Source organism: Patiriisocius sp. (assembly GCF_051252435.1).
Taxonomy (GTDB): domain Bacteria; phylum Bacteroidota; class Bacteroidia; order Flavobacteriales; family Flavobacteriaceae; genus Patiriisocius.
Genome location: NZ_JBPOFW010000003.1, coordinates 132,710 through 149,375 on the forward strand (window position 1 = coordinate 132,710; position 16,666 = coordinate 149,375).

Below are 16,666 nucleotides of genomic sequence, written 5' to 3' on the forward strand. Positions count from 1 at the left end.
TTGCTAGAACTATGACTAATAATGACTAATTTTAACATTGAAATGTTAACCTTACAACAAACAAAACATTAATGTTTAAAGAGCCCACTCTTGAAAATCTTCGTCAAGGTAATAATGACGCATTTGCAAGCATGTATGATGAGTATAAAAAGCCATTTATAGCCTTTGCACAGAAATACGGAATAACTACTGAAAACGCAATTGAAGTCTATCAAGAGAGTGTTATTAAGTTATATGAAAACATAGCTTCTGGAAAATTAAAAGAACTTACAAGCAGTATAAAAACATATTTGTTTTCTATCGGAAAATATAAAATCATGGAACATTTGAGAGCTACGAAAAAAACGCAAACGTTTGAAAATGTATTCCAAGCAGATGATAAAATTGAAGAATTGGAATATGAAGAAAATGTTTTGACAGAACAGCAAAGATTGCTCAAAATAAATTTTTCCAAACTGGGTAAAAGATGTCAAAACATACTTGAACAATTTTATCTCTACGGAAAAACTATCTCAGAGATTGTTGAACAAGAAAATTACGAAAATCAAAATACTGTGAAAGCACAAAAATCTAGATGTCTCAAACAACTCAAAACATTAATATCAAATTAAATGATGACTCCCCAAGAACTTGCCGCAAAGTATTTTGATACTACGATTTCACCTTCTGAAATGGTACTATTAAATGAAATGATTGAAAATGACGAAGACTTTAAAGCTGAATTCGAGCTGGAAAAAGACCTGAAGAAAGCGCTGATTTCTAAAAAGAAAGACAGTCTAAAATCGGTTTTTAAAGAAATTGAAATGAAAAGCAACGATAATAAAACAAGTTACATTTCCGAAGAAATTTCGAATAAGAAGCGTCCATTTAATTTAAAGTATCTTATTGCCGCACTTGCTGTTATTGCTATTGGCACTACTCTTTTCTTTACAATGTCAAGTAATTCATTAAGTAACGAAGAAATATTTGCTAAGAATTTTGAACCATATCGCAATATTATTGCCCCGGTTACCAGAAGTGATGATGACAAAACTCCAGAAGAATTAGCTTTTGCATTATATGAGCAAGGTAATTTTGCACAAGCAACTAAAGATTTTAATACTTTATTTCTAGCCACAGAAAAGCCCTATTATTTATTTTATCAAGCAAACGCTATGTTGAAAGAAGGCGACACAGAATCTGCGATAGCCATCTTTAAAGAACATCAAGAATTTCATGACAATTTCTATGAAAAATCTAGGTGGTACTTAGCTTTAGCATATCTAAATGATGACAATACAGAAGATGCACTACCCATATTAAAGGAACTCGTTGACAAAAAAGGATTTGAATGGAAACGAGCAAAAGTGATTATAAAAAATATAGATGAGTAACTATTTTTTCATTTTAAAAACAATAAATAGTAGTATAAAGAGAATTCCAGCCCCTAATAGTAACCAACCATAAGAAAAACCAGAATTTGTAGGAGAAACATCTCCACTTATAAAAAAGCCCGCCCAATAATAGGGATGTTTGAGAGCAACATCATCTGTAGCATTTAAGTAGGATAATTTTGCATTTTGTAGTGCCACATCTTTATCCTTACCTTCTTTTAAATTTTTGTAAAAAGACTCTAGCAATATTGCGGTTTCTTTGTCTGGAACTGCCCATAAACTCATAATAGTACTGGACACTCCAGCATAAGTAAATGCTCTGGACATACTCATAACTCCATCGCCTTTTTCATATTTTCCATTTCCAGTATTGCAAGCACTCAACACTGCAAGTTGTGCATTAATATTCAACGCGTATATTTCTTGTGTTGTTAAAGAAGACTCCTCATTTGTCGTCGCATTGTTTGAAAATAATAAACTGTTTAACATAGGATTGACTTCATCTAAGGTGCCGTGGGCGGCCAAATGCAAAAGACCAAAATCTGTAGCTGTTGAGATAAAGTTTTCTTTAGAGGCAGCATCACCAACCACAATACTTCCATTCATTATTTTATGAATATTTTCAACCTCAGAGGTATTGCTCATTAACTTGTTGTTGGTGTATTTTGGAGCATATCCGCCCCAAACACCATTATTATTCTCGTTACTTAATTTAATTTGTTCATCCAATAATTGCAAAGAACCCGCGTAGCGCACCGCATAGTTTTCTATCACAAATTCATTATCGTACATTAAAACTTCAAATGGAATTTTATTCAAAATTCCGTCTGCAATAATGGTTATCCTTTTTGTGCCATTAGGTATTTGAGGTAGTAAGGTTTCAGAAATTATTTTACTGTTTTTCACATAATCCCCGTTGCTTTTTAAGGCATCATAAAATTGGAGTAGCTTACGGTCAAAATCAAAAGGAGTATCCACCACCTCAACTCGCATTTTATCCTTTGTCAAGGTCATCCTATAAAGCGTGTTTTTCGCATAATAAAATTCAATAATAAACTCATTTTTTGTCATCACCTTTTCTTGGTAATAGGATATATTATTAGAAAGTTGAAGCGTACTTGCGTTATAATACGCTGGATAATCAATTTTTAAAACTTGCTGAATACTGTCCTGCATGTCTTGAAATTTCACTTGGCTGTCTACGAGCTCAAAACTTTTTAAATCCTCCTGATTTTCTAAGTCATTTAGAGCTTTTTGTAATTTATTTAGTGTGTCTGTTACAAAGGATTTTTTGGATAAAATTTCAGAAGAAATATCATACTTTTTAACCAGCTCATTGTCTTTAAGACCATTGAGCAACATGGAGCTTTTATTAATTTCAAAATACCTTAAAAGCGAAGTTTCTAATTCTGGAGTTGGTGATATACCTTGCAAAGCAACATGAATGGCAACAATAGGTTCTATTATTTCTGAAACGAATTCACCATAAAATAATTTTGAGTTTTGTGAACCCAACACAGCTTTATTCTGAATCAATAGTTTTATAAATTCGTCTGATTCCTTTAAAGCATCATTGAGGTATTGGGCGTCTTTTGTTTTTTCAAACATGGCTTGTTGCCAAATAAACTGAGCGTTTTTAAAGTAGATGTGTTCTTCAGTTTCAAATGAAACAAGTGCTGAAAGTTTTTCCAAATTTTGCAATTCCGTATCAGCTAGTTCTAATTTGTTTCCTTTCAATAATGCTCTTACATTCTTAATTCTATTGGCAATAAAAATGCTTGAAAGCGTATCATTATTTTCTACTAAAATCTGGTACTCATCGTCAATATATTTAAGCGCTTTTTCATAATTGTTTTGAGTAAGATAAAAATTAATAATAGTGCTCAACGCTGCTGTTTTTGAATAGGTTCTGTCTGTCGCATAAGCCATTTCCAAGGCTGATTGAAAAGCATTTTCTGCAGTCTCATAATTACCCGCAGCAGCTTCTAATTCAGCATAATCAGTAGTGAAAGCTGCTGAAAGTGAAGACGCATTACCGTATGCAGCAATTGTATTTTGAATAGCCGGTTGTATAACTTTTCTTCCTTCATCAAACTTTCCTTGTGCTGTGTAAATACGGCATAGTGAAGAAGCCACTAGACCATTGAGGTACGGATCATCCGTTTTTATGATATTCTCCGCTAGGTTTTTCGCTTTTAGTGCGTTGTTTTCTGCACGTTTTATGTCCCAATTTGCTAAATAGGCAACAGAGAGTAATGCATATCTTGACACTAAATAAGGTGTGTTACCATTTGCTTTTTCATAATAGTTGGCAGATGCCACCAAAAATGGAATAGACTTTTCATAAATTTTATTTGAATAGTAAAATACACCTAAATTCCAAGTCAAACTCGTTAACAACGTTGCATCATTTTCTGGTTCATCCTTTGCAAGTTGATAACACCTTTCAAAATCTCCCATAGCAAGTTCGCGTTTACCCATTTGATAATTTGCACCTGCCCTAAACCTATATGCTTGCACGGGTTCATAATTTGTATTCTCAAGAAGCATTAGCAATACATCGCTCCACTCTTTGGCTTCTTTATATTGCTTTTTATAATTTAACTCATTGATTACTAAAGTGTAATAAATGGCTTGCCAATTTTTACTCATCTTTTCAACATCCCGCTTTCGTGTTTCTGTAAAAAAACTTTTGAATGAATCTTCATTCTCCATCATTCTGTAAAGTGCTTCAAAATTGGAATATTCAATATCAAAATTTTTGAAAACATTTACATTTTTAATCTTTGAAAACGAATCGAGACGATGAGTGTTTTGCTTATAATCACCCATTAACGAAGCCATTAAATACAATTCTCCACTCGCCACACTACTTTTATTTTTTTCTGAAATTACTTTCGGAAATAATGAGTCAAATTTTTTCTTAGAGAATTCTTTTCCTTCAAAATGATATTCAAAAAAAGAATTTTTAACTTCTTTTTCTACATTTTCTTGAGAAATAGATATTAACGGAAATAAGAAAAGAAAAATGATAAAAAAGTGCTTTTTCATTGTGGCTTTGTTAGTTGTGTAAAGCTACAAAGTATTTCTAAAATCTTACTTATTTAAGTAAGAATCCTTTAAGCCTGTCGACTATTAAAATAAAAACTATATGAAACATTCAAATTTTTTGACCGTGTTTGTAGCAGTACTTTTAATAAATTGTACCGCTTTCGCACAAGAGCGCACCAACCCCAAAAATCAAGATGAGGAGCTCGGACAAGTTTCATGGTATCGCGATTTTGATGTCGCAACTAGCATTTCGGCTAAAGAAAAGAAACCCGTCTTTATATTGTTTCAAGAAGTTCCCGGTTGCGCTACGTGCAGAAATTATGGGCATAACGTTATGAGCAATCCCCTACTCGTTGAAGCCATTTCAAACGAATTTATACCCCTCGCCATTTTCAACAACAAAGGCGGCAAGGACAAAGAAATCCTCAATAAATATAAGGAACCCACTTGGAACAATCCAGTGGTCCGCATCGTCGCAGCCAACGGAGAGAATTTGACGCAGCGCATTTCGGGAGATTATTCTGCACTTGCGGTTTACAATGCTATCGTTGATGTGCTTGAAAAAGAAGGAAAACAAATTCCGAAATATATCACATTATTGGGTGAAGAATTAAAGGCTAAAAAATACGGTGCCGTTAAAGAAGCGCAATACAAAATGTATTGTTTTTGGACGGGTGAAAAACAACTGGGCTCTCAAGAAGGCGTGCTGGAAACCAAAGCAGGTTTTAATAGTGGCGAAGTGGTACAAGTAACTTACGACGAAACTAAGATATCAAAAAAACAACTCGATGCTTTTGCCGCTGCCAACCAAATGCGACCCGTGGCAAATAAGTCGTTCCGCTGGTCAGAAAAGGATGAGGATTATTATTTGCAGCACAGCGACTATAAAAATTTAAACCTTACCGAACTTCAAAAAACTAAAATCAATAGCGCATTGGGTAATAGAAAAGACGCTACTCAATATTTGAGCCCAAGTCAATTACTACAATTAAAGCAAATTGTAAGACGTTAAAAAGCTGATTAATAGACTAATTTTCGGATGGCCACAAATACAAAAACCATCCCGGTATATGCCAAAAAGAATGGGAGGATAAACTCTTTTAATCCTGTTACGAGCATAATTGCGATTATCAATAATTGAAATCCAAGTCCAAAGGTTGAAATGCTGGTCATCAACCATTTTGGAAACACACGACCCGTTCCTGCATTTGTGTCGAGCGCATAAATGGCATTATCAAAATTACCATAAAGCAGTTTATATAATTTATAGAGAATTGTCACGTGAGACTGCTTTTCCCCTGGTAATGCTAGAGGAATCTTCGTTTCAAAAATACGGCTGGTCGTATCGCCGTCAAATTTATTTCTTAAAATCACATAGTAATAATTATACAGTGTTCCTTGTAATTGCAACCCGATGAATGCCAAAATTGCTATAAAAATATTCACTTCGGAAATGTGCCACAACGTTAAAAATATCGCTGCGTTTAAAAGTATATCCGCTACCGAATCTAAATAACGCCCAGTATAAGAAGGCGTTTCTTTTACTCTTGCCAATTCTCCGTCTGCGGCATCGAGAATAGATTTCAGTATTAAGAAAAAAGCAGCGCCCCAATAATGCCCATAAAGAATACAATAAATTCCTAATAATCCAGAAACGATAAATGTAATGGTAACATGAACCGGCGTAAACGAGGTGTTTTTTAAGGAGTTTGCAATTACTCTTGCTACTGGTCTCCCATAGTCTGAAAGGTCAATAAATTTATGGGCGTTGGGTAATTTAGACATATTTCTTCATAGAACGAAGTGCTGGCGAATATACAAATTGATGAAATGCAAAGATACAATCAAACAGAAGCTCAAAAATTACTTTTCTAAAACAAAGTGAAATTTAAAACAGTTTCTAGAATGAAATTAAAATAACAACCTACAGCATCTCTACAAAATCTGCAAACACTTTTTTATGACGTTCTAAATCCAAATTAGGTGAGACCGAAACACGTGCAATATAATCCTTGTCGCCTTCCTTGGTAGTTCCTTGGGTAGATGTGGCGGGGATGGTCCAATAACATCCTTTTAATTGTCCGTAGCTTACGCAATATTTGCTTTCATTAGGAATTTCAGTAATCATCAAATTGATTAGTTTGTGATTCATTTCCCTTTTGTATGCTTCTTTTTCTTCAGCAGTTGTACCTTTTTTAGGAAGGTCCAATGAAAACACGGAAGGTGTAAATCCCTGCGCCGCAAGTTCTTCCGAAACAAAATTAATCTTCGCGCCCGGTAACGTTTTTTGAATGAAATTTACAAACTCACGTGTATTTACATACGCATCTTGAATCCTTTGATTCATAGACGGTAATTGCTCTGCTAAAATTTCATATTGGTATTGTGTTGCTTCATTATCGCAAAGTCCTAAATGCAATTCAATCTTTTTCATCAAGCCTTTGGCAAGGGTGTTCCCTACACAATAGCCAGCCGTACAACGACCCCCACTCGGGAATTTTGACCCACTCGCATAACTAATCGCCCTAACTTCAGAAAGCACTTTACCGTCACCCAAAAAGTGAACGTTAGGGCAAAATGTTTGGTCTAAAATAAATACGGGAGGAACAGCAATTGCACCCGATTTCGTTTTGCGTTCTTTGCTTAATTCGGCTTTTAATTGGGTAAGATTTGGAACCTCCACTCTTGGATTGGTGGGAATTTCAGCAATGATATACGGAATCGCATCCTGTTGTGCAATAGACTCTAAAACGTTGTGAATACTGCTAACCATATCGTTATCGCCATCTACGGGCAAATCCACCACTTCCACAGTATCAATACAAGCAGCAACACGCCTTGATTGGTCGTTTGTACCGCCGTAACAATTGGGCGGCACCACAAATTTTATCGCCTTTCCCGGATGATTTTCAAGCGCATCGTCAATGAGCCCCATCATAATCGCATATTGAATAGAAAGTCCGCTTGAACCCACGAGCGCGTCTGTGGGCGCGGCAGTAATTTCTTTGATAGATTTAATCACATTCACTTTATTGGTGGCAAGCGCATTGTTTGTAGCGGTTAACGAACTCTTTTCTACAAACATTTGCAAGGCCGTGAGTGTATCGCTGGGAGTCATTGCAATAGTTTCTCGACGACGCACGTGTTGTATTTCTGAAACGTAACCCGCGTTATCCTTCCCGTTCATCAATAAAATACTCCCCAAATCGCCATAAAGATTTACTTGAAAATCAACATTCGGATTCAAAGCAATCGTAGAAAAATCTTTTTCTTCGGAAATGAAAACGACACTTCCCTCCTTTTGAAAATCTTCGGAAACCGAAAAACTTTCTAAACTTTCAATCTGCTTTAATTCAAAATCGTACCCATACACATTCTTTACAATTTCAGTATTGAGAAAATCTGGCAAACCTCCTGTGTGGCAGATGAGCGTCTTTTTATTCTCAAATAAATTTTTTCTCAAAATAGCCAAAACAGGAACTGTCCTTGAAGAAAAACTAATTACATTTTCAACATTTAAAGCATGTAACTTTGCAATCCCCCACTCTAAAATGCAGGATAATGGGTGGCCCAATCGTATATAATCGTATGCCGTAGGTAGTGCAGCGAGTGCCGCAGAATTAGCATTATTATTTTTAAATAAGATTTCAAACTCATGTAAAAACTCAGTCTTCGCCTGCTCCTCATTATAAATATCAAGCCTATGAGTGGTTAAATTTACCCAATCGCTCGGCATATTTTTTAATACTTTTTCAATGTAATCTAGAATGTTACGCTCCTGCATTTGTTGTAATTTTTGTAGAGCTGCAAGGTACATTAATTACATTTTTTTCTGAAATTTTGCAGGAAGAACAATTGAAATAAAGACATTTCAATCTCTGTCACTTTTGCGAAACAATTGTTGAAAAAGTCTTTCACCTGAGATTAAGCCAACTGCCGTGGTTAGTCCTCTTTATTTTCAACCAGTAATTCTTTCAACGATTTTTTAAGATTTTTAAATTTGTCGGGCATATCCATAAAGGGTTCAATGGTAAAACTAAAAGGTTCATCCCCATCAAAAACCCAATAATTACCAGACAATGCACCGTTTTCTGTTTTCATATTGTTGCGTGGAATGTGGTTGATAGAAAATTGATTTCGCTCTTCATTATACCAAATGCCCATCGCTCGCAAATCTTGTTCGCTGTGATAAGTAAATTTTAAATGAGGTAATATATTATCATCAACAGTTTTGATTGTAAAACGTCTCGCGGCAAAACCGTCAAGTGCTTTGGCCCACACAATCTCATCTTCCTCCCAATTAGCTAGTGTATTCCACTGCTTCACTGCGAGCGAAGCATCTTCCTCACGTTCAAGTACTGTAAACAGATCTTCTTGAACAATTTCTATTTCATTTGTTTTTGGATAAACCGTCACCGTGGTTTTCTCCGCAGCAATACGCCCATCTTCAATCCCAAAGAAAGAAACCAAAGCAAAGAAGAATATTTTTATTTGTTCCATGGGTTACTAATATAGGGGTTAAAGCTTTATGGTTTTTGTAGGATTAAGAGTAGGAATTTATGATCTATATCAGGTGTTGTGAGCTGGCTTTTACTCGAACATATCGTATTGTTGATTTAAACTACTATCTAACGGAACTAATTCCAAAAATCTTATTCTTGGTCGTTTCTCAATATAAACTCCTTTTTTGTCTTGTCTGTCAATAAACCCTTTTATAGTACAATTAGTGAATAATTTTGTTTTTTCTTTACTTATGTTTCCTTGTTCTGGATAACAAGTCAAAATATGACCAGAATATTGAAATCCGATTGTATTTGAATTTTCGTTACCTCTTGTCACGTGACCATCAATCTCAACATACATTCCGTGTTCAAGTTCAGGGAATAAAATTTCTTCTTCTTCATCTTTTGTATAAAAAATATCTTTGTTTGCATAGCTTATTGTTGCTTCCGTTGTATCGTCAGCGTCATTTTTTTCGTCATCTGCAAAATCTATCGATAATTCTCTTTCAGGTTCAATTGGTTTGGCAAGTTTAGAAAATATTGAAGGCGGAAGTTGCGTGAACAATTCAAGATACATTTTAGGTACAAACAAAATTTCTCCATTTTCATTTATTACTCCAATAAATTGTATTCCATTCTCTTCTTTGAACTTTACATTATCGAAATTTTTTCTTCTCGTAGTTCCAAGATGTTTAGCAAGTTGAATACACCATTTAATTGATTTAATTATCTTTTTAAAAACAGTTTTAAATCCAGCATCTTTAAAATCGGATTTAGCCATTTCTTTAAGTGCAGCAACAGTATATGTCGTAACTCCAGTTCCAAGAATTAGTTGAAGCCATTCGCCTATATTTTCGGGAATTAATGCTTCCCAACTACCTTTTCTGACACGTGCAGGTATTTCAAAATCAATTTTTGCTAATTCTGGGTCTTGCTGTGTTAAGAAGTATCTAAATAATTCATCTATTCCATTTAAAGCGTCGGCTGACTTTCTTAAATCTAAATAGCCATTCTCGACAGCTTCACCTGAATATTTAAAATATGCTAAATAATCTTCATTCATAGGATGGCTTGATTAGCTTGCTCACAACGTTCTTATATATGGCTCGTAGCGTACAAATTAGAAAATTATTTTCGGATTAAGCACAAGCTAAATTTTACTATTTATCTTTTTTGTTGGAAATCGTTAAATTTAAAAATTTGGCGACTTTTCAAAGACGCCTAAGCCTTTGTGTTAGCAGCTGCTTTAACTAAATTTTATATACTTTGTTGGCGATAGTATGTTTTACCCATTGACATATATTCTTCGTAAAGAAATTCGATTTCTTTTTCTATAATTTGGCGCTCTTCATTAGACAATTCTTCAGAACTCAGTTTTTCACTTAATCTATCACGCTCTCTTTTTATTTGTTCCATTCGGCGACTTAAATCTCTTTTTAATTTTCGCCGCCGCCTTTTTAATACCATTATGTAATAGTAAACAAACATAGCAACAATGTAAATTGAAATAATTGCGATTAACTTTGTAGGAGATTTAAACAATGTCTGAAAAAAACTTTCTTTTTTTAAGTCGTCTCCTTGACTATCCAACACTTCATTTTCATATGATTCTATTAATAATGAAAGTGCCTTTTTTCCTTCAACATTCTCTGTGTCACTAAAAGATGAAATAATTTTAGAAATTTCTGTTTGGTAAGGGCTTTGAGAGAAATTAATCAAAGTATCTGTACTTATACTATTATAAAGAGACGAGATAATTACTGAGTATTCTTTCTTTTTTTCAAAACTTAAATGCTTACTACTTTCAATATTATATTCAGCTTGGCTAAGTAAATTATATACATTGGGTTTTCTCAATAAATTTTCTTCTTTCGAACGATTTGCAATTAATCTTTCAAATGAAATCAAATCCAAAGAGTCTTTATTTACTATATGTTCTTCGATTATAGAAACAAGATTATCTTTTACTTTAGATAATCTTTCTCTTTGGGCATTTTGAGCTTCTTCTTTGGTTGTATATATCGTATACCAAGTTGCAAGTGCAGTGAAAATAATTCCAATTATTATAGATACTATAGTTGGAGCCCATCTACTTTTTTTCTTTTTATTTTTATTGTCTTCCATATTTTTTATATTATCGCCAACGGATTTGTATAAGAACAGTAGGGCGGAAAAAACGCACGAACCATTCGGTTAAGCACAAGCCAGATTTTTAAATTTTACTAATTTATTTAGTAACAATAAAAATAAAAAAATTAATCAACCCCCACCACCCGTAAAAATCCCCTAATTTTTTACAGGAAAAACCCTTAAAATGTGAGTAAAGAATTTCGAGGTGCAGTTGGCTAGTCCAAGAGTAGCATACTTACTATTAAAGATTTCAATGCTCTTTATCCAAATCCTACAGTTAACCAAGCAAGCTGCAGAAAACGTGACCAAGAATCTCCTAAACCAAACAATGAATTACCATATGAATCATCTTTCACATGAATCATATAAGATTGGTCACCAATGTCATTATGTATATGAAGGTACAAAATTCCACCATCACCATATTTAATTGTATACTCCTCTGAAATAGTGTTTTGTCGTTCATCTTGCCGACTCTGAAAGTCTTCATTTTTTGATAAAATACACGTGCCATTTCTTAAATGGGTTATTAGTTCTCCAGAATTTTTTGCTACTGCCATGACTTTTTCATTTAGTGATTAAATAGATTCTATTAAATTATACGCTCAAAAATAATTAATTAAATAGCTGAATATCAGCGTACTTTCACCCCTTTTTAGCACATAAATCCACTATAACTACCCTACCTCGGAGTTAGTTAATTATTTTAAGAATAATTTATTATGCACGCATAGTAAATTATTGTATATTTGAATCACCTAACAATTATTGCTGGCTTTGAAAGAAAAAACAATAGATTATATATTAAGGAGTACGTGGATGGCGGTGCAAAAAATGTACAATGAAGAGGCGGGTCGTAAGGACAGTACCATGGCAACTGGGTTTGCTTTGATTAGCATTGACCCAGAAGAAGGAACACCTTCTACGGCATTGGGTCCTAAAATGGGCATGGAAGCCACTTCCCTATCGCGCACCTTAAAAAAAATGGAAGAACAAGGCTTGATTGAACGCCGCCCAAATCCGCTGGATGGTCGTGGCGTTTTAATTCATCTTACCGAGTTTGGGAGAGAAATGCGCACGTTTTCAAAAGGTGTAGTTTTAGGCTTCGATGAAGCTGTAAAAGAGCACATTAGTGAAGAAGAACTTCGTATCTTTAAAAAAGTTGCAAACACCATGCAGGAAATGATTAACGGAAAAAAAATATACAAATCGGCCGTTCGGTAATTGGAACATGTCACATTGGTTTTTAGTCTTTCTAAAAGCGCTAAGGCAAAGCCGAAACGTAACAGGGAATTAAAATTTCCGAAGAGAACATGAATAGAACATACATTTCATAATTCAGATTTCTGAATTTTAAAAATATAAATTAACACTATGTCAAAAAGAAGAATCAATAAAGTAGCCGTCATCGGTTCGGGGATTATGGGGAGCGGGATTGCTTGCCATTTTGCAAACATTGGTCTTGAAGTCCTTTTACTGGACATCGTACCAAGAGAATTGAACGACAAAGAAAAGGCAAAAGGATTAACACTAGAAGACAAAGAGGTGCGCAATCGCCTTGTCAATGATGCCTTGGCCGCATCTATAAAATCGAAACCCGCACCACTCTACCACAGCAGTTTTGCAAAGCGAATCACTACCGGAAATATGGAAGATGATATCGCAAAAGTAAGCGAAGTAGATTGGATTATCGAAGTTGTGGTGGAACGTCTCGACATCAAAAAAACAGTATTCGAAAAGCTAGAAAAGCACAGAACGCCCGGCACGTTGATTACCTCAAACACTTCGGGGATTCCCATTCACTTTATGAGTGAAGGTCGCAGTGAAGATTTCCAAAAGCATTTCTGCGGAACGCACTTTTTTAATCCGCCACGTTACTTAAAATTATTCGAAATCATCCCAGGCCCAAAAACGTCGCCTGAAGTTTTAGAATTTTTTAACAGCTACGGAGAGCAATACTTGGGTAAAACCACCGTAATTGCGAAAGACACTCCAGCGTTTATTGGAAACCGAATCGGGATTTTTGGAATTCAATCCATGTTCCATTTGGTAAAAGATATGGGATTGACGGTAGAGGAAGTTGATAAATTGACGGGACCCGTTATTGGACGCCCAAAGAGTGCTACTTTTAGAACGGTGGACGTTGTTGGTCTTGACACTTTAGTGCACGTAGCCAACGGAATCTATGAAAATGTGCCTGATGACGAAGAGCACGAATTGTTCAAATTGCCAGATTATGTAAATCATTTGATGGACAAAGAATGGCTAGGAAGCAAAAGCGGACAAGGTTTCTACAAAAAATCGAAAGACAAAGATGGTAACACCGAAATTTTAGGCCTTGACCTAGATACCATGGAATATAGACCCGGCAAAAAAGCAAAATTTGCTACGCTGGAGTTGACTAAATCTGTTGACAACGTTGCAGACCGTTTCCCTATTTTAATAAAAGGAAAAGACAAAGCAGGCGAGTTCTACCGAAAGAGTTTTGGTTCTATGTTCGCCTACGTAACAAAACGCATTCCTGAAATCACAGACGAGCTTTACAAAATAGATGATGCGATGAAAGCTGGTTTTGGCTGGCAACACGGTCCGTTTGAAATTTGGGACGCCGTAGGATTTGATAAAGGATTAGAATTAATAGAAGCAGCAGGAAAAACAGCAGACAAATGGGTTTCTGAAATGAAAGCTGCGGGTGTAGATTCGTTCTACACGGTAAAAGACGGAGCGACCTATTATTATGACATTCCGCAGAAAAAACATGTAAAAGTTCCAGGACAGGATGCCTTTATTATTTTGGATAACATTCGTAAATCGAGTGAAGTTTTCAAAAACAGCGGTGTTGTTGTTGAAGATTTAGGCGATGGAATATTGAACTGCGAATTCCGTAGTAAAATGAATTCTATTGGTGGCGATGTACTCACGGGTATCAATAAAGCCATCGACCTAGCCGAAAAGAGCTACGATGGTTTAGTAATAGGAAATCAAGGAACGAATTTCTCTGTTGGAGCGAACATCGGGATGATTTTTATGATGGCCGCAGAACAAGAATATGACGAATTAAATGCAGCGATTAAATATTTCCAAGATACGGTAATGCGTTTGCGTTACTCTTCCATCCCAACAGTAATGGCGCCTCACGGCATGACATTAGGTGGTGGATGTGAATTAACGTTGCACGCAGACAGAGTAGTTGCAGCTGCTGAAAGTTATATAGGTTTGGTTGAATTTGGTGTTGGGGTAATTCCTGGCGGTGGAGGATCAAAAGAAATGGCTCTACGTGCTAGTGATTTGTTTCAAAAAGGAGATGTAGAATTGAACATTTTGCAGGAACATTTTTTAACCATCGGGATGGCAAAAGTATCTACCTCTGCGCATGAAGCGTATGACTTAGATATTTTAAAACCTGGAAAAGATATTGTGGTGGTAAATACGGCTCGCCAAATCGCAACTGCAAAAGCCGTTGCAAAACAAATGGCAGATATGGGATACACAAAACCAGCACCTAGAAATGATGTAAAAGTATTAGGAAAGCAAGCTTTAGGAATGTTCTTAGTAGGAACAGACTCTATGCAAGACAGTAATTATATAAGTGAGCACGACCAAAAAATCGCCAACAAACTTGCCTACGTTATGGCGGGTGGAGATTTAAGTGAACCAACACTCGTTAGCGAGCAGTACCTTTTAGATTTAGAAAGAGAAGCTTTCTTGAGTTTGACGGGAGAACGTAAAACGTTGGAGCGTTTGCAGCACATGATTCAAAAAGGGAAGCCGCTTCGCAACTAATGTTGCTCTGCTATTACCCTTTTTGAGAAGTGAGATTTTAAATGTTAGACAGGAGACTCAAAAATTCTCAATACCAAATAAAAAACTCTTGTCTAAACTCTAATACTAAATATCTATTAAAAATGCACAATTTTCAAGAATTAATCGTTTGGCAAAAAGCAATGGATATAACGGTAAAAACATATGAATTATCTGCATTGTTTCCGAAGGAAGAAAGATATGGCTTAACGAGTCAAATAAGAAGAAGTGCAGTTTCAATTCCTTCTAATATTTCAGAAGGAGCAGGAAGAAATACAGATGGAGAGTTTAAAAATTTTTTAGGAATAGCAAGTGGCTCGTCAAACGAATTACTTACACAATTAATCTTATCTAATAAATTAGGATTAGTTGAAGAAAGTTTAGCTGAGCCTTTAGTTAAAGACTTGATTGAAGTACAAAAAATGAATTACTCATTAATTAAAAAATTTACGAAGTAAAGTGTAAGATAGAATATCTAATGTCTCAAATCTTACGTCTAATATCTAAATAATATGAAAACAGCATATATAGTTAAAGCATACAGAACCGCGGTAGGAAAAGCGGGTAAAGGAGTGTTTCGTTTTAAAAGAGCCGATGAATTGGCTGCGGAAACGATACAATACATGATGAAACAATTACCAGATTTAGACCCAAAGCGAATCGACGACGTTGTCGTTGGTAATGCGATGCCTGAAGGCTCACAGGGATTAAATATGGCGCGTCTTATTTCTTTAATGGGATTGGACATTGTAGATGTGCCGGGAGTTACAGTGAATAGATTTTGTTCTTCGGGACTAGAAACGATTGGGATGGCAGTAGCGAAAATACAAAGCGGAATGGCAGATTGCATACTCGCTGGTGGAGCCGAAAGTATGAGTAGCGTTCCCATGACAGGATTTAAACCAGAACTTAATTATGACCTTGTAAAATCGGGCCACGAAGATTATTACTGGGGAATGGGAAATACGGCAGAGGCAGTTGCAAAACAGTTTAATGTATCTCGTGAGGATCAAGATGAGTTTGCGTATCATTCGCATATGAAAGCGTTAGCAGCTTTGGATTCAGATAGATTTCAGGATCAAATCGTTCCCATTGATGTTGACGAAACATACATTGGCGACGATGGAAAGAAAGCTACAAAAAAATACACTGTAACTAAAGATGAAGGACCAAGAAGAGGAACTTCTATTGAAGCCCTTTCAAAATTACGTCCTGTATTTGCCGCCAACGGAAGCGTTACTGCGGGTAATTCTTCACAAACAAGTGATGGAGCTGCTTTTGTAATGGTGATGAGCGAAGACATGGTAAAAGAATTAAATCTTGAACCTATCGCAAGAATGGTGAGTTATGCTGCAGCTGGGGTTGAACCTAGAATTATGGGAATTGGACCAGTAAAGGCAGTGCCAAAAGCATTAAAACAAGGAGGACTATCATTAAAAGATATTAAGCTCATAGAGTTAAATGAAGCCTTTGCTTCTCAATCTGTAGCGGTAATTAGAGAATTGAACCTTAACAATGATATCGTAAACGTAAATGGTGGTGCCATCGCACTTGGACATCCATTAGGGTGTACTGGGGCAAAATTGAGCGTCCAACTATTTGACGAAATGCGCAAACAAAATATGCAAGGAAAGCACGGTCTCGTAACTATGTGTGTAGGTACAGGACAAGGTGCAGCGGGGATATTCGAGTTTTTGAAATAGTAAAATGGGATTAAAAGGGACTTAGGATAAAAATTGCTGAGCAATTTTGACATAGGAATCAAGAATGAATAGCTTTTTTTAGTCATATGTCTTACATCAAAAAAGC

Annotated in this window: 14 protein-coding genes; 7 read left to right on the forward strand and 7 right to left on the reverse strand. The window is 35.6% G+C overall.

Annotation, left to right across the window (positions count from 1 at the left end):
• The first annotated feature begins 71 nt into the window (after positions 1-71).
• Together ACSHW7_RS08080 and ACSHW7_RS08085 are read left to right on the forward strand one after the other, a co-directional pair.
• Positions 72-611, forward strand: coding sequence for an RNA polymerase sigma factor (locus ACSHW7_RS08080; RefSeq protein ID WP_435678835.1), 540 nt, complete (start codon positions 72-74; stop codon positions 609-611).
• Entirely contained in the window at positions 612-1,373 is a 762-nt protein-coding gene (locus tag ACSHW7_RS08085) for a tetratricopeptide repeat protein (RefSeq protein ID WP_435678836.1), read from the forward strand.
• Here ACSHW7_RS08085 and ACSHW7_RS08090 read toward each other — a convergent pair whose 3' ends face one another.
• On the reverse strand, positions 1,374-4,424 hold the full coding sequence (locus tag ACSHW7_RS08090) for a CHAT domain-containing protein (protein WP_435678837.1): 3,051 nt from the start codon (positions 4,422-4,424) through the stop codon (positions 1,374-1,376).
• 100 nt (positions 4,425-4,524) lie between these two features.
• Between ACSHW7_RS08090 and ACSHW7_RS08095 the strand changes: the two genes are divergently transcribed.
• Positions 4,525-5,436, forward strand: coding sequence for a VPGUxxT family thioredoxin-like (seleno)protein, type 2 (locus tag ACSHW7_RS08095; RefSeq protein WP_435678838.1), 912 nt, complete (start codon positions 4,525-4,527; stop codon positions 5,434-5,436).
• An 8-nt stretch (positions 5,437-5,444) separates the two neighbouring features.
• Here ACSHW7_RS08095 and ACSHW7_RS08100 read toward each other — a convergent pair whose 3' ends face one another.
• The 6 genes from ACSHW7_RS08100 to ACSHW7_RS08125 form a co-directional block, all read right to left on the reverse strand.
• Positions 5,445-6,209, reverse strand: a complete 765-nt coding sequence (locus tag ACSHW7_RS08100; RefSeq protein WP_435678839.1) for a CDP-alcohol phosphatidyltransferase family protein — start codon at positions 6,207-6,209, stop codon at positions 5,445-5,447.
• Between the two features lie 139 nt (positions 6,210-6,348).
• A complete protein-coding gene (locus tag ACSHW7_RS08105) occupies positions 6,349-8,208 on the reverse strand; it encodes a cystathionine beta-synthase (RefSeq protein ID WP_435679129.1) in 1,860 nt (619 codons plus the stop codon).
• A 158-nt stretch (positions 8,209-8,366) separates the two neighbouring features.
• Positions 8,367-8,924: a hypothetical protein gene (locus ACSHW7_RS08110; protein ID WP_435678840.1), complete on the reverse strand. Its 558-nt coding sequence runs from the start codon at positions 8,922-8,924 to the stop codon at positions 8,367-8,369.
• Positions 8,925-9,014: 90 nt separating this feature from the next.
• Positions 9,015-9,989, reverse strand: coding sequence for a hypothetical protein (locus ACSHW7_RS08115; RefSeq protein ID WP_435678841.1), 975 nt, complete (start codon positions 9,987-9,989; stop codon positions 9,015-9,017).
• Between the two features lie 194 nt (positions 9,990-10,183).
• The gene (locus ACSHW7_RS08120) at positions 10,184-11,050 is read right to left on the reverse strand and encodes a hypothetical protein (protein ID WP_435678842.1); all 867 of its coding nucleotides are present in this window, start codon (positions 11,048-11,050) and stop codon (positions 10,184-10,186) included.
• Between the two features lie 266 nt (positions 11,051-11,316).
• A complete protein-coding gene (locus ACSHW7_RS08125) occupies positions 11,317-11,616 on the reverse strand; it encodes a hypothetical protein (protein ID WP_435678843.1) in 300 nt (99 codons plus the stop codon).
• Between the two features lie 217 nt (positions 11,617-11,833).
• On the opposite strand from ACSHW7_RS08125, the gene ACSHW7_RS08130 reads away from it, so the two are divergent.
• The 4 genes from ACSHW7_RS08130 (at position 11,834) to ACSHW7_RS08145 (ending at position 16,560) form a co-directional block, all read left to right on the forward strand.
• Positions 11,834-12,280 carry a MarR family winged helix-turn-helix transcriptional regulator gene (locus ACSHW7_RS08130; protein ID WP_435678844.1) on the forward strand — a complete coding sequence of 149 codons (447 nt, stop codon included), beginning with the start codon at positions 11,834-11,836 and terminating at the stop codon, positions 12,278-12,280.
• Positions 12,281-12,430: 150 nt separating this feature from the next.
• Positions 12,431-14,839: a 3-hydroxyacyl-CoA dehydrogenase/enoyl-CoA hydratase family protein gene (locus ACSHW7_RS08135; RefSeq protein WP_435678845.1), complete on the forward strand. Its 2,409-nt coding sequence runs from the start codon at positions 12,431-12,433 to the stop codon at positions 14,837-14,839.
• A 122-nt stretch (positions 14,840-14,961) separates the two neighbouring features.
• The gene (locus ACSHW7_RS08140; RefSeq protein WP_435678846.1) at positions 14,962-15,315 is read left to right on the forward strand and encodes a four helix bundle protein; all 354 of its coding nucleotides are present in this window, start codon (positions 14,962-14,964) and stop codon (positions 15,313-15,315) included.
• A gap of 54 nt (positions 15,316-15,369) precedes the next feature.
• Positions 15,370-16,560 carry an acetyl-CoA C-acyltransferase gene (locus tag ACSHW7_RS08145; RefSeq protein ID WP_435678847.1) on the forward strand — a complete coding sequence of 397 codons (1,191 nt, stop codon included), beginning with the start codon at positions 15,370-15,372 and terminating at the stop codon, positions 16,558-16,560.
• Positions 16,561-16,666 lie beyond the last annotated feature (106 nt).

What these genes read in the sequence shown, in the direction of transcription:
- ACSHW7_RS08080 (WP_435678835.1), top strand. Translation starts at nt 72, where the DNA reads ATGTTTAAAGAGCCCACTCTTGAAAATCTTCGTCAAGGTAATAATGAC.
- ACSHW7_RS08085 (WP_435678836.1), top strand. Translation starts at nt 612, where the DNA reads ATGATGACTCCCCAAGAACTTGCCGCAAAGTATTTTGATACTACGATT.
- ACSHW7_RS08090 (WP_435678837.1), bottom strand. Translation starts at nt 4,424, where the DNA reads ATGAAAAAGCACTTTTTTATCATTTTTCTTTTCTTATTTCCGTTAATA.
- ACSHW7_RS08095 (WP_435678838.1), top strand. Translation starts at nt 4,525, where the DNA reads ATGAAACATTCAAATTTTTTGACCGTGTTTGTAGCAGTACTTTTAATA.
- ACSHW7_RS08100 (WP_435678839.1), bottom strand. Translation starts at nt 6,209, where the DNA reads ATGTCTAAATTACCCAACGCCCATAAATTTATTGACCTTTCAGACTAT.
- ACSHW7_RS08105 (WP_435679129.1), bottom strand. Translation starts at nt 8,208, where the DNA reads ATGCAGGAGCGTAACATTCTAGATTACATTGAAAAAGTATTAAAAAAT.
- ACSHW7_RS08110 (WP_435678840.1), bottom strand. Translation starts at nt 8,924, where the DNA reads ATGGAACAAATAAAAATATTCTTCTTTGCTTTGGTTTCTTTCTTTGGG.
- ACSHW7_RS08115 (WP_435678841.1), bottom strand. Translation starts at nt 9,989, where the DNA reads ATGAATGAAGATTATTTAGCATATTTTAAATATTCAGGTGAAGCTGTC.
- ACSHW7_RS08120 (WP_435678842.1), bottom strand. Translation starts at nt 11,050, where the DNA reads ATGGAAGACAATAAAAATAAAAAGAAAAAAAGTAGATGGGCTCCAACT.
- ACSHW7_RS08125 (WP_435678843.1), bottom strand. Translation starts at nt 11,616, where the DNA reads ATGGCAGTAGCAAAAAATTCTGGAGAACTAATAACCCATTTAAGAAAT.
- ACSHW7_RS08135 (WP_435678845.1), top strand. Translation starts at nt 12,431, where the DNA reads ATGTCAAAAAGAAGAATCAATAAAGTAGCCGTCATCGGTTCGGGGATT.
- ACSHW7_RS08140 (WP_435678846.1), top strand. Translation starts at nt 14,962, where the DNA reads ATGCACAATTTTCAAGAATTAATCGTTTGGCAAAAAGCAATGGATATA.
- ACSHW7_RS08145 (WP_435678847.1), top strand. Translation starts at nt 15,370, where the DNA reads ATGAAAACAGCATATATAGTTAAAGCATACAGAACCGCGGTAGGAAAA.